The sequence below is a fragment of the Asticcacaulis currens genome, from assembly GCF_028550395.1.
GTDB classification, from domain to species: Bacteria; Pseudomonadota; Alphaproteobacteria; order Caulobacterales; family Caulobacteraceae; genus Asticcacaulis; species Asticcacaulis currens.
Map to the genome: position 1 here is coordinate 1 of NZ_JAQQKW010000002.1, position 13,324 is coordinate 13,324.

Sequence of the window (13,324 nt, forward strand, 5' to 3'; positions counted from 1 at the left end):
TCTCCAGCTTTTTAGCTGGAGGTGCTGAAGATGGCAGTTCGCATCATGAGCGACAAAGAGTTGGCGCGGTTCGAGGTTCTACGCGATCTCGACCATGAGCGCCTCACCGCACAAGCCGCACGTGCTGGTATCAGCGCCCGAACAATTGCAGCAGATAGGATTGTGAACGGTTGGCTATGGCCAGGGTCTGGATGGCCAGTTGCTGTTTGATCTGCAACGCCTGAAGTTTACTGCTCTCCTTGGCCATGTCGGCATCGACCAGCCGTCCGATACTGGCTTCCAGCGTATCCTGTAGCTTGCCGATAAAGGTGCTGTGGCGATCCAGCGCCTTTGAAGACGTCCCCAGACGCGCCAGTGCGCCGGACAAATTTCGGATCGAGGTGTCCAGCGTCGCCACCAGACTCTGGGCCGAACCGGCGCTGGCAAACCCGGCGGCGGCGCTCAGCGTAATGATGCTGCCGCCCAGCGACAGGTTTTGCGCCATGATGGTGAACGGGTCGCGGCCATCGGCATTGGCCAGAGCGGCAATCGAGGTCCGCGTGCCATCCAGCAGATTGATGCCGTTAAAACTGGCGTTGCGCAGTGACGTGGTAATCTGGTTGCGAATGGCGACAAAGTCGTCATTGAGCGCCCTGCGTGCCGTGGTATTGAGCGACGTATCCGACGCCGCCAGCGCCTTTTCCTTCAACTCCGACAACAGGTCCGAGATCGACTCACCGGCCGTCAGGGCCACGTCGATCACCGAGGCATTGCGCGACAGGGAGTCCTTGACAACATCCAGAGATCGTAACTGCGACCGCTGCCCCTGAGCGATGGCCCAGGTGGCGCCGTCATCCTTGGCGCTGGCGACCCGCAACCCCGTCGAGACACGATTCTGGGTCGCGATCAGCTCTGCGGAGATCGCGTTCAGACTCTGCAAGGCCTGCATGGCCCCGACATTGGTGTTGATCGAGTTCACCCTTCGCGTGTCCCCTACCCTATGACCGTCAGTCTTCTTTCTGACGGGAGCCTGAGGCTCCACCACAGATTGATCTCAGAGATTTAACTTCCCATTAACGCCCCTGCGGAAAAAGCGTGATCATTTCCCAGTGAAAAAATATTTTACTATTGAATATCCGATTGATCAATTGTATGACATTCGTATCGGTGCGCTGCACCGTTGCCCTTCGGGGCATTTCCTCCCTGTTTTGACTTTGCAGCCGCGCGGTTTCGCGCGGCTTCTTTTTTGCGTCCCGTTTACGCACAGGGGTAATTATTAAGAATAACAGTGTATTCGGTAGGCCATTCCCTTATCGCCGTAAGCGGCGCATACAAAACGAGGCAAGCATGGCTGAAGGACTGGCGCTGGTTATCGAAGACAGCATGACCCAGGCAAATATCGTCGGGCGGATGCTCAAGGACGAAGACTGGGACTATGTGGTCGCGCGCTCCCTGGCCGAATGTCACGACGTGCTGCTGCAACAGCGGCCCAACCTGATCTTTGTGGATGTCTTTCTGGGTGAAGACAACAGCCTCGACCACATCACGCAAATCCGCGACCGTGCGCTGGACGCCACCATTGCCATCATGACCGCCGGATCGCGCGACGCATCGGTGGACAGTACGCTGAAACTGGCGCGCAGCACCAATGTCGATTACGTTCTGCGTAAGCCCTTTTCTCGGCAGCAGATGCGCGCCATCGTCGAGTCGGCGCAGGCCGACGCCTCCGAAGGTCGCAAGCGCAAGCACGCTCTGGTCATCGACGACAGCCATACGGTGGCCACGCTGACCGCGCAAACCCTGTCTGACAACGGCTACCGCGTGTCGATCGCCCACAGCATGGAAGAGGCGCTGGACAATGAAGACATCGCCCACGTCGATCTGATCGTTTCGGATATCTTCATGCCGGGTATGGGCGGGCTTCAGGGCATCCGCGTGATCAAATCGACCTGGCCCAATGTGCGGATTCTGGCCATGTCCGCCGGGCTGGATGCGCGCGTGACGTCGGATCGCGCCACTTCGGCGGCCATGGCCGCGGGGGCCGACGCCGAAATCCAGAAACCGTTCCGCCCGGTCGAGTTGATCAATACGGCTATCAAGCTGATGGCCTCGTAAGAGACCGCACAGCCATAAAAAGAAGCCGGCCCCGGAAACGGAGCCGCTTTTTTTAATCGCGGCAATAGCCTTCGTTGGCGGCAACGACCAGACAGTCGGATTTTTCCGCCAGCCATTTCATGCCCGTCGCCTCGCCGTCTCCGGGCACGATCACCCGCGGCGTGCCATTGCGCTCGATATGCAGACCGTCGGCTTGTAGCGTCCCCGCATAGGTTTTTGGCCCGTCCAGATCGGTGATCACCACCTGATAGGCATTGCCCGTCTGAGGCGTGATGGTCATAAAGGTGCCCTCTACGCCCATCCAGCGCCCGGCATAGCCCGGCTGCGCGGCGGTCGAAGCCGCCGCCGAAGCGCTTTGCGGTATAACCGGCGCAGCGGATTCGGCCACGGCCCTCTGGGTCTGTTCATCCACGGTGTCCGGCTGAGAGGTTTCGGCGTAACAGGCCGCCAGCAGTGCTGAGACCGCGATCAGGCTGAGGCCCGGCTTCCACATCTGCGTCATGAAAAGGCTCCTTCTGTTTACCGCCACGACTGTAAAGGCCGGGAAATAAACGCGCCATACGGCGTCTTGCCGATGTCAGGCTTCCGCTGCGACGGAAAATGCGTTACGCGGGACATATAAGACACCTCACAGGGATTTCGGGATTCCGTTCATGTCCAATGCCTCTTCGGCGGCTATCACCGGCCACAAACCCGTCAATTCACCGGCACAGGTCCTTCTGGCCAGCCTGATCGGCACGACCATCGAATTTTTCGACTTCTACGTCTATGCCACGGCGGCCGTGCTGGTGTTTCCGTCCCTGTTCTTTCCGACCAGCGACCCGACCTCCGCCCTGCTGCAATCCTTCGCCACCTTCTCCATCGCCTTTTTCGCGCGTCCCGTCGGGGCCATGGTGTTCGGTCACTTCGGCGACCGCATCGGGCGCAAGGCGACGCTGGTGGCGGCGCTTCTGACCATGGGCATTTCCACGGTCCTGATCGGCTGCCTGCCCAGCTATGCGCAGATCGGCGTGGTGGCCCCGCTCCTTTTGTCGCTATGTCGTTTCGGTCAGGGCTTTGGTCTGGGCGGCGAATGGGGGGGCGCGGTACTGTTGGCCACCGAAAATGCACCGGAAGGCAAGCAGTCGTGGTACGGCATGTTCCCGCAACTGGGGGCGCCCATTGGTCTGCTGCTGTCGTCCGGGGCCTTCTGGGTGCTGCTGCACTTCATCTCGCAGGAAGACCTGCTGAGCTGGGGCTGGCGCGTGCCGTTTATCGCCTCGCTGGCCCTGATCGCAGTCGGTTTGTGGGTGCGTTTGTCGATCACCGAGACGCCGGAGTTTCAGGCGGCCATCGACAAGGAAGAGCGGGTAAAGGTGCCGCTGGTGGAAATCTTCGGCCGGCATAAGCGCTCGCTGTTCCTCGGCACCTTTGTCGCGCTGGTCACCTTTGTGCTCTTCTATATCGGCAGCGCGTGGCTCCTCTCCTATAATGTAAAGGTGCTGAAGATCCCGTTTGTCGAGGCGCTCGAAGTGCAGATTCTGGGCTCGATTGCCTTTGGTCTGTTTATCCCCTTGTCGGCCAAGCTGGCGGAGCGCTTTGGCCGCCGTGAAATCCTGATCCTGACCACGGCGCTGATTGCGGCCTTCTCGTTCGCCCTGGCCCCCTTGATGGGTAATGAGGGCGGCATCTTCGTCTTTTCGGTCGCCGCCATGGCCCTGATGGGCATGACCTATGCCCTGATCGGCACGGCGCTGGCGGCCCCCTTCCCGGCCAATGTTCGCTATACAGGGGCCTCCCTCACCTTCAATTTCGCGGGCATTGTCGGGGCGTCTCTGGCCCCCTATGCCGCCACCTGGCTTCAGGCCAATTACGGGCTGAGCTATGTCGGCTATTATCTGCTGCTGGCAGCGCTGATCACGCTGGCCTGCATCTTCGCCTCCGGTAAGGACGCAGTCTGAGCATGGCGGATGAGGGGCGCACCGCGAAACGCATCACACTAAAAGACGTGGCCAGGGCCGCTGACGTGTCTCTGGCCAGTGCTTCCTATGCCATCAACGGCACGGGCTCGCTGGGCAGTGAGGTGCGCGCCCATATCCTCAGGGTCGCTGCCGATCTCGGTTATCGCCAGAACCTGTCGGCGCGGGCGGTGCGTACCGGCCGCACGGGGACGTTGGGCCTGATCCTGCCCGACTTTGCCAATCCCTTCTTCACCGCCCTGGCGCAAGCCGTCATGCGACGGGCGCGCGCCAGCGGCCACTACGTCATCATTGCGGATACCGAAGGCAATATCGGCCTTGAGCAACAGGCCATAGCCAGCCTGATCGAGCGTGGGGCCGATGGGCTGGTGTGGTTCCCTGTGCGCGATCTCGACGCCCAGACCCTGACGCCGGAATTGCCGACGGTCGTGATGGATCGTAAGGCGGCAGGCCTGTCACTCGTTCTGGCTGACTATTTTGGCGGCGGGCAGCAGGCGGCGGCGCACCTGATGGCGGGCGGTCACCGCAAGGTCGGTATCGTGTCCGGCCCGATGAGCCTCAACAGTATGGCTGAACGCTGCGAAGGCTTCCGCGCGGGCTTACGCCCTGACGCCGACTGTGTGTTTCACGTCGAAACCACCTTCTCAGACGATCTGGAACCCGCTGTGGGGACGGCCATTGACCGGCGCGAGGTGACCGCCATTTTCGCCGGCACAGACCAGATTGCACTGGCCATCGTCCGGCGCGCCGCGCGCAGCGGCATCAGGGTGCCCGAAGACCTGTCGATCATCGGCTTTGGCGACGCCCCGTGGGTGGGCACTTCGGCTCCGGCTCTGACGACGGTCGAAATGCCCATCGAAGACATGGCTAATGAGGCCGTTGACCGCCTGTTACAACGCGACACCGGCACCCCTGCGCGGGTCGTTTTTGACACCACGCTGATCGTGCGGGAATCGACGCGAACGCTCCCGTAACGACGTTTGCAAAAAATTACGATTTTTATGAGAGGCTTACTTTCATCGAAAGTGCGCACATCTGTGTCCGGACCGCGTTCATACGTTTCGGAAGGCGCACGCCAGTTGGAGTACGTCTATGATTGTTCGCGTTTCGCTTGGCACCCTCGCCCTGGCCGGTATCGCCGGCGGTGCCCACGCCGACAGCTTTTCCGAAGCCCTCGCCAAGTCCAAGCCCATCCTCGAATCGCGTCTGCGCAGCGAAAGCGTTTCGCAGGCGGGCCTGAAGGACGCTGATGGCCTGACGTGGCGCAACCGCGTCGGCTTCGAGAGCGGTCAGTTCGGCAAGGTCAAGATCCTTGTCGAATTTGAGGATGTCCGCGCTCTGAAGGACGACTATAATTCGGGTTATAATGGCAAGACGGCCTATGCCGCCGTCAACGACCCCGAAGTCACCGAACTGAACCGCCTGCAACTGACCTGGACGCCCAATGCCGCAACGACGGTGACGGCCGGGCGTCAACGCATCCTGATCGACGACAACCGTTTCGTCGGCAATTCCGGCTGGCGTCAGGACGAAATGACCTTTGATGCCGTGCGCCTCGACGTCAAAAAAGGCAAGTGGTCCACGACCTACGCCTATCTGACCAAGATCAACCGCACGGCCGGTGAATATGCCGACTGGGATTCCGACAGCCACCTCCTCAATGTCGGCTATGCGGCCACTCCGGCCCTGAAGGTTCAAGGCTTTGTCTATGCGCTCGATTTCAAGAATTCGGCCTATAACTCGACCCTGACCACGGGCTTGCGTTTCAGCGGTGAAAAGCCGCTCAGCAAGACGACGAAACTGACCTATGCCGGTGTCATCGCCAAGCAGGTCGATCACGGCAATAATCCCAGCGATTTCAGCCTCAAGGCCGTGAATGGCGAGGTGGGCGTCAATCATGGACGCTGGAAGGTCGTCGCGGCCTACGAGAAGAATGAAGGCAATGGGGTGCGCGGCTTCATCACCCCCATCGGTAGCGCGCACAATATCCGCGGCTGGGCCGATGCCTTTTCGACCAATGGCAACAAGGTCCTGCCGGATGGTCTGAACGATCTGAATTTCACGACGACCTACGCGCATCCGACGCAGATCGGGCCGCTGAAAAAGCCGACCCTCACCGTCAGCTATCACGACTTCAAAACGGATCGTAACAGCCGGGCTGTGGGTAAGGAATGGGACGCGCTGGCCTCAGCGGCTCTGACCAAGAACCTGACGGTCAGCGTCAAATACGCCGATTTCGACCGCGCGGATTCGTCCATGCCCGCCTCACGCCGCAAGGTGTGGGTCGGTCTGGAATACAAGCTCTAGTCCTGTAAACCCTGTGAAATTGCGGCGTCCGGAGCGATCCGGACGCCTTTTCTTCTAGATCATTATGATTTCTGGTAGAAACATAATGATCTAGATTTTTGTTTAGCCCCTCGCCGGGTGCGGGCTCTGCCACCTTGGCCGCCGCCTCAATGGCGGCTTGAGCGTAATGATTCCATCAGAAATCATTCCGCTCTAAAATAGCCAGCGTACACCAATGCTTACGCGGTTCTCTTCATCTTCTTTTCCCGCCGACCGCGCGCGTTTGGCCGTGTCCCCCAGCTTGCGCTGATGATCAAGTTGCACGTAGGGCGCAAAGCGACGGTTGACCTCATAGCGCAGTTGCAGAGCCGCGGTTGCATCGGTCAGGCCAGAGCCGGTGCCGTGCTGCGGATCGGCCTGACTGACCGCATTGATTTCAAGCGAGGGCGACAGGATGAGGCGGTTGGTCAGCAGCAGGTCGTTTTCCTGCCGCAACCGCGCGCCGACGGTCCCGTCCTCCCCCAGCAGCAGATGCGCCTCGGTCTCGAAGAAATAGGGCGCCAGACCATTGGCGCCCACCGCCAGCCAGGTGCGATCCCCTGCCCCGAAATCGTGACGCACGCCGACCTGCGCGTCCCAGAAGATCGAGACATTGCGGCTGTAGAGCGCCCAGACTTCGCCTTCGCTATCGCCGTCGCGCACCTCGCCTTCGCTTTTGAGCCACAGTTTGTGCGTATCGCCACCGACCCAGCCGTCGGCGTCCCAATGCGCCGTGTCCTGCCCATCGTGCCGGCTGTAGGCGGTTTCCAGCCATACGGCGTGATAGGTGGCCGAATGGTCGTGTTGGGCCACAGCCGCTGAGGGGAGCAGCAGAAAGCAAACCACTTTTTTAATGATGTGCATGATGGCCCTCCCCGTGTGACGTGTAGTCCGGAGCGGGTTGCGCTGCCGGGGGCACAAAACCCGCTTCCGGTGCAGCGACGCGTAAGGTCGTCATCATACCCGACTGCATATGGAACATCAGGTGGCAGTGATAGGGCCAGTCACCGGGCTCGGTGGCCGAGAGCAACACCGACACGGTCTGACCCGGCGGCACAATCACCGTATGCTTGTCCGGCAGGCGATCCGCATCCTGTCCGTTTTCAAGCTGCACAAACATGCCGTGCAGATGCAGGGGATGCGCCATCATGGTTTCATTGACGTAGATCAGCCGCACCCGCTCATTATAGCCTAACTCAATGCCGTTTTCGGGGGAGAAGGTTTTGCCGTTTATCGTCCAGATATAGCGCTCCATATTGCCGCCCAGCACCACCTTGATAAAGCGCGTGGGGGCGCGCGTATCACTCTGAGGCGTCAGGCTTTTCAACTGAGCATAGTCGAGCACCACGGCCCCTTTGGGCGCGCCGCTGTCGGCCCATCCGCTGTCGTGGTCCATCTGGCTCATATCCATATTGGGATCGTCGCGCATCATGATATCCATATTCATGTCCCCCATCCTGAGCACGGCACGCGGGCGATGCGTCAGGATGTCCCCTGTCATCCCTTCACGCAGGGCCAGCGTCCCCAACGCAAAGCCCTCTCTGTCTAGTGACTCAGCCGCAATCGTATAGGCACGGTCTTCGCGCGGCGTGACGATGACATCATAGGTTTCGGCATTGCCGAAGCGGAACTCATCGACCTCAACCGGCTCCACCGGACGGCCATCGGCGGCCACGACCGTCATTTTCAGGCCCGGAATCCGCACATCGTACATCGTCATGGCCGAGGCATTGATAAAGCGCAGGCGCACCCGCTCACCCGGCCGGAACAGGCCCGTCCAGTTCTGGGCATTGGTCAGGCCGTTGACCAGAAAACGGTAGCCGGTGACGTCAGACAGGTCGGTGGGGAGCATACGCATCTTCCCCCACTCACCGGCTGATTTCAGAGCCTTACCAAGCCCCTTTTCATGCGCGTCCTTAAGCAGGTCACCCACCGTGCGGCGTTTGTACTGATAATAGTCGGATGACGCTTTCAGATTGGCCTGAATGCGTGCGGCGCTGTCCTGATGATAGTCGGACAGCAGCACCACATAGTCGCGGTCGGCCTGAATGGGGTCCGGTGTTTTGGGGGCGATGACAATACCCGCATAGAGGCCGTCCGCCTCCTGCCCCAGCGAATGCGAGTGGTACCAGTAGGTGCCCGACTGACGGATCGGGAAACGATAGGTGAAGGTCTCACCGGGGGCTATGCCCTTGAAGCCGTTGAAGCCCGGCGCGCCGTCCATCACGCCCGGCAGCAGCAGACCGTGCCAGTGGACCGAGGTCGGTGTTTTCAAGCGGTTGGTGACATGGATCACCGCCTCATCGCCTTCGGTGAAACGCAGGACGGGGCCGGGAATGGTGCCGTTGACGGCGATCTTGGGAACGGGTTTGCCGCCAATGGTGGACTGGACCTGCGATATAGTCAGGTCATAGGTGCGGGTTTCGGCCAGGACCATAGAGGCGCACAGGCTGAAGAAACCCGCCAAAAGCATGGATTTCATGAGTGTTTTCCTGAAAAACGTGAGGATCCGCGCCCGCTGTGGGCGACATACGAGTCCGGTTTTCAGGCGCGCGGCGGGCGCATCAGGTCGTCGCTGAGGGCAAAGCGCAACCGTTGATCGCTGCCAAAGCCGGTACGTATGCGGCCTTCATAGACCACCGGTGACGCCACCGGCGGCAGACTCAGCGCTCCGGCGGCACAGTGGCTGACCGGACACTGACAGGCGCTGCCGCAATCGTGGTGCGACGTTTCGACAGGGTGTTTGTCGTGCGGCGCTGCCTGTTCACCCATCTTCATCTCGTGACAGGGCATGGGCTCGGCAACGCTGGCGTTTTGCGCTTGCGCCATGACCGGGCCCGCCATCGTCACCAGGACGAAGGCCAGCAATCCGGCAATACGGCTCAGTCGCTTCCACATGCGCTCTCCTTAGCAGGAATTCGCGTGCTTGCCTATCGCTCGGCGCAATCGGGGGACGCCGAACCTTTGACCGAGGCCTTGAGCGGAGCCTGCGGGGTCACGGCCAGGGCCTGCCACTCCTGCGCCGCCACGGCGGCATAGGTCTTGCCATCGGTCGAAGCGTCGAACACGGCGCGCAGACAACGGGTGGTTACCGGCGCAAACGAGACAGGATTATAGGCGTTGAGACGACTTCTGTAGGCCGTCGTGGCTTTGACGGGTTTCCACGTTTCTCCGTCACGATATTCCAGATGCCAGTCCTTTGGCGGTGCGACGCCGACACCGGACCCTGCCGGCTGATCGCCCCAGAAGTAGAGGCTGGCCCCATTCAGCGTCACCGGCTGATCCCACTGATACAGCACCCATTGCTGCTTCGGATTGTTCGGCGACCAGGTGGCCCACATGTCGGGCGGCAGGGGGGCTATGTGCACCTTGCCGTCATTGAGGGCGCGCAGCCAGTACTGCACCGGCACCGGGGCATTGGAGGCGGTGATGCGGGCGTGCGAGGCAATATTGCGAATGGGCGTGGCGTCAAAGGGCGCGCCGCCCGTCGGGACGACCTTTTGGGGACGCGGTGGTGACACGCTGTCGTCCCATCGCACCTCATCCAGCGCCACCGAGCGACGGAAATGCCCCCCGCCTTTGGCATCCGCCGTATGATAGGCGATGTACCACTTGTCCTTAAAGGCGATAAGGCCTGAATGCGAGGTGGTCGAGGACACTGGATCGAGCAGGACGCCGCGATAGGTCCAGGGTCCCAGCGGCGAAGGCGCTGTGCCATAGGCGATGCAGGCGTAATAGACGGCCTCGGTGCACTCGGAATTGGGCCCTGCCCTGTTCCCGGCATAGGCCATGTAGTAGGTGCCCTTGCGTTTGAAAATCCACGCGGCCTCAAAGAAGCCGGTCAGGCTGGTGACATCAATGGGCGTGCCTTTGAACGTCAACATATCGGGTTCCAGCTCGACTCCTTTCAGGCGGCCAAACGTCCCCCAGTAGAGATAGACGCGGTCATCCTCATCGACCAGCACGGTCGGGTCGATATTTTGAATGGTGTTGGGCACAGGCCACGATTGCGACACGACCGGTCCCGACGGGTGGGCATCGACCCACGGCCCGGTAGGTGTATCCGAAACGGCAACGCCAATGGCGAAGCCGTCCTTGTTCGTAGAGTCCTTCTGCATCACCGGGGCGTAGAGATAGAAGCGCTTATCCGGCCCCTGCACGATCTGAGGGGCATAGGCGCGGCCTGGCGTCGCCCATTTGAACACCGCATCCGGTTTCAGAAAGTGCGGATAATGCGTCCAATGTCCCGATTGCGGATCATCGCTGACCAGCATCTGCCATTCGGGCATGATGAAGTCATTGACGCCCGGTTCCGCCGTATCTCGTCCGGTAATTATATACATCCTGCCCCCGGCCACCAGCGGCGCGGGATCGGTCGTATAGTCAGCCCCGTCTTTGAGGATGGGGTTTGAGCGGGCACTGACCGCGCGTGCCTCTAGCGCCGGATTGGGCGCATAGACGACGGGCTCGGCCTGCGCCGCACAGGCGGCCAGCCACGGCAGCAGGCTGATCAGGGACAGGGGGCGCATCCGGATGCCTCAGGCCGGTTTGGCTACGGGAGCCGTCGTAAACAGGCGCACCCCAAAGACCGGACCGGCGGATTTCCCTTCCTGTGGATTGAACTTGACCGTGACCTTTTGTTTGCCGCGCGTCAGCTCATAGGGGATGGGGTAATCGACGTCGATCCACGCGCCCGGTTGACGACCCGACAGGCGCTCATGCGCGATGACCGTGCCGTCGATCTCGATGGTGAAGCTGCGGTTGAATTCCGAGCCCCAATAGGTCGCCTGAAGCACCAGCGGGCCAGAATCGTTTTTGCCGTCCTTGGTCGTCTTCATCTCAAAGCTGAAGAAGCCCCCTGTGCGGGCGTCGCGGCCATTGCGGGCGCGATAGACCACGGGGTAGGAGTTGCCGCCGGTTTGCAGGTTGTGGTCGCGCTCGGGCTGCATTTCGCCCAGATGCATGACATCGACCGAACGGTTGGCGATGTCTTTCAAACGGGCCTGTTCGGCGCGATAGGCGACCTGAGCCTGCGCCCATTCCGCGTCGCTGTAGCGGTTGAAATAGACCGCTGTGCGGCGTTCGTACTGCGCATAGAAAGGACGGAAAGTCATATCCCCCGGACGTCCTGAGCCTTTGGATACATATACCGCTTCGGTCGCCGAGACGGGTTGGAAGCTGCCGATCAGGTCGGAACCGACCAGTGCCGGCGCATCGCCTTCCCACGGCTGATCCGCTGGCCCCAGATCGGCAGCGAGCACCATCGGGCCGCGCAGCAGGGCCACGACCTTGTCATCACCCGCTGCGGTCTCAAAACGCAGGTCCAGCGGCAGGTCGAGCGTCACCACGTCGCCCGCGCGCCATTTGCGGGTGATCAGGGCATAGCCGTCGTTCATCCTGGCCAGGGCCGGCTTGCCATTGACGCGTAAGGTTGAGGATTTGGCCCAGCCCGGGATACGCACGGCCACGGTGAAGGTCTTCGTGCCCGAAAGCTGGCTCAGTTTCAGCGCCACCTGCCCCTCATAGGGGTATTTGGTGGTCAGTTCGAACGCCGCTTTTTGCTCCGCCCAGTTGACCTTTGACGGGATAAACAGGTTGATGAACAGCGTCTTGTCCTGCTGCCAGTAGATCGAATCCCCATGCTTGGAATGGGTTTCAATCCCCGACAGGACACAGCACCAGAAGGAGTTTTCCTCATCCGAGAAACCGCGCGCCATGCCCGACATCAGCGGCATCATATAGGTGAACATGCCGGTTTTCGGGTTCTGATGCGCCAGCATGTGATTGAGGTGCGCACGCTCGTAATAGTCGAACCACGCCGCCTTCGGCGACCAGCTATACAGGTGGCGCGTCAGCTTGAGCATATTGTAGGTGTTGCAGCTTTCGCAGGTCTGCTCGGTGATATGGGCCGAGATGGTGTCCGGCTCGAAGAAATATTCCCGGTCGGCATTGCCGCCAATGACGAAGCTGTGGTGGTTGACGACGCGCTCCCAGAAGAAGCTGGAAGCGGTCTGATACTGCGGCTTCTGCGTCAGCTCATAAAGGCGCGCCAGACCGATCAGCTTTGGCACCTGCGTATTGGCGTGGTTGTTGGCCAGCTTGTCTTCACGGGCCGCCAGCGGGTCGAGCATCCGGTGATGATAGAGCCGCTCCGACAGTTTCAGCCAGCGCGGATTGTTCGTGCGGCTATAGAGTTCGGCGAAGCTCTCATTGATGCCGCCGTGTTCGCAATCGAGCACCTTCTGCGTCTGGGCGTCGTCCAGCGCCGCAAAGACCTTTTCGATATAGCCGCCCAGCTTTTCGGCCACCGGGATGCCGCGGTCGATACCGCAATAGGCCTGCGCGTCCAGAAGCCCGGCAAACAGCTTGTGCCAGTTATAGAAGGGCACCCAGCAGCCATTGAGATCGAAGCCCGCCGAGCGGATATCGCCCGCCATGATTTCGGGGAAGATTTCCTTGCCATCGACGATAGAGCCGTCCTTACGCTTGCGCATAAAGCCAGCCGCATAGCCGTCGCCCTGCGCCGCCTGCACCTTTTCGAGTTCGGAAATAATGTAGTGGATGCGGGTCACACATTCGGCATCACCCGTCTGGGCGTGCATCAGCGACAGGGCCGACAGATAGTGCCCCAGCCCTTCGCCGGCGATGGTGTCGGATTCCCAGCCGCCGTAAATCTCACCCTTCACCGGCAGACCGGCGAACTTGTGATAATTGTGCAGGAAGCGGTCGGGCGACAGGAACAGCAGGTAGCGTCGGTTGGCCTCTACAGCGTCAAGGAAGGGCGATGGCAGCAGGCGCACCTGAGTCAGCGGGATGGGCGTAGCGACGATGGGGGCTGAGGCTACGGCCGGGCCGCCGATGGCGGTCAGAAGCGTCAGGGCCCCGGCCCCGCAGAGCAGGGCGCGGCGATCGGTTTGAAAGGTCGTGCGGATCATCTGGCGTTTCCC

Annotated in this window: 11 protein-coding genes; 4 read left to right on the forward strand and 7 right to left on the reverse strand. The window is 60.9% G+C overall.

Annotated features, from left to right (window positions below; translation table 11 throughout):
* Positions 1 to 130: 130 nt before the first annotated feature.
* Positions 131 to 958, reverse strand: coding sequence for a flagellin (locus PQU94_RS03220; protein WP_272740059.1), 828 nt, complete (start codon positions 956 to 958; stop codon positions 131 to 133).
* Between the two features lie 368 nt (positions 959 to 1,326).
* Between PQU94_RS03220 and PQU94_RS03225 the strand changes: the two genes are divergently transcribed.
* A complete protein-coding gene (locus PQU94_RS03225) occupies positions 1,327 to 2,094 on the forward strand; it encodes a response regulator (protein ID WP_272740060.1) in 768 nt (255 codons plus the stop codon).
* A 52-nt stretch (positions 2,095 to 2,146) separates the two neighbouring features.
* On the opposite strand, the gene PQU94_RS03230 is transcribed toward PQU94_RS03225, so the two are convergent.
* Positions 2,147 to 2,596, reverse strand: a complete 450-nt coding sequence (locus tag PQU94_RS03230) for a hypothetical protein (RefSeq protein WP_272740061.1) — start codon at positions 2,594 to 2,596, stop codon at positions 2,147 to 2,149.
* A 151-nt stretch (positions 2,597 to 2,747) separates the two neighbouring features.
* Here PQU94_RS03230 and PQU94_RS03235 point away from each other — a divergent pair, with 151 nt between their 5' ends.
* The 3 genes from PQU94_RS03235 to PQU94_RS03245 all read left to right on the forward strand — a co-directional run bounded on the left by PQU94_RS03235 (position 2,748) and on the right by PQU94_RS03245 (position 6,359).
* Positions 2,748 to 4,034 (forward strand): MFS transporter, encoded by a 1,287-nt coding sequence (locus PQU94_RS03235; protein ID WP_272740062.1) that lies wholly within the window; start codon positions 2,748 to 2,750, stop codon positions 4,032 to 4,034.
* A 2-nt stretch (positions 4,035 to 4,036) separates the two neighbouring features.
* Entirely contained in the window at positions 4,037 to 5,026 is a 990-nt protein-coding gene (locus PQU94_RS03240; protein WP_272740063.1) for a LacI family DNA-binding transcriptional regulator, read from the forward strand.
* Between the two features lie 118 nt (positions 5,027 to 5,144).
* On the forward strand, positions 5,145 to 6,359 hold the full coding sequence (locus tag PQU94_RS03245) for an alginate export family protein (RefSeq protein WP_272740064.1): 1,215 nt from the start codon (positions 5,145 to 5,147) through the stop codon (positions 6,357 to 6,359).
* Between the two features lie 192 nt (positions 6,360 to 6,551).
* On the opposite strand, the gene PQU94_RS03250 is transcribed toward PQU94_RS03245, so the two are convergent.
* From PQU94_RS03250 to PQU94_RS03270, 5 genes are all read right to left on the reverse strand, one after another.
* Entirely contained in the window at positions 6,552 to 7,241 is a 690-nt protein-coding gene (locus PQU94_RS03250; protein WP_272740065.1) for a copper resistance protein B, read from the reverse strand.
* Complete coding sequence (locus PQU94_RS03255; RefSeq protein ID WP_272740066.1) at positions 7,228 to 8,859, reverse strand: multicopper oxidase domain-containing protein; 1,632 nt, start codon at positions 8,857 to 8,859, stop codon at positions 7,228 to 7,230. Before PQU94_RS03255 ends, PQU94_RS03250 begins: the two co-directional genes overlap by 14 nt.
* Before the next feature lie 62 nt (positions 8,860 to 8,921).
* The gene (locus PQU94_RS03260) at positions 8,922 to 9,275 is read right to left on the reverse strand and encodes a DUF2946 family protein (protein ID WP_272740067.1); all 354 of its coding nucleotides are present in this window, start codon (positions 9,273 to 9,275) and stop codon (positions 8,922 to 8,924) included.
* 32 nt (positions 9,276 to 9,307) lie between these two features.
* Positions 9,308 to 10,906 carry a family 43 glycosylhydrolase gene (locus PQU94_RS03265; RefSeq protein WP_272740068.1) on the reverse strand — a complete coding sequence of 533 codons (1,599 nt, stop codon included), beginning with the start codon at positions 10,904 to 10,906 and terminating at the stop codon, positions 9,308 to 9,310.
* Between the two features lie 9 nt (positions 10,907 to 10,915).
* Complete coding sequence (locus PQU94_RS03270) at positions 10,916 to 13,312, reverse strand: glycoside hydrolase family 127 protein (RefSeq protein WP_272740069.1); 2,397 nt, start codon at positions 13,310 to 13,312, stop codon at positions 10,916 to 10,918.
* Positions 13,313 to 13,324 lie beyond the last annotated feature (12 nt).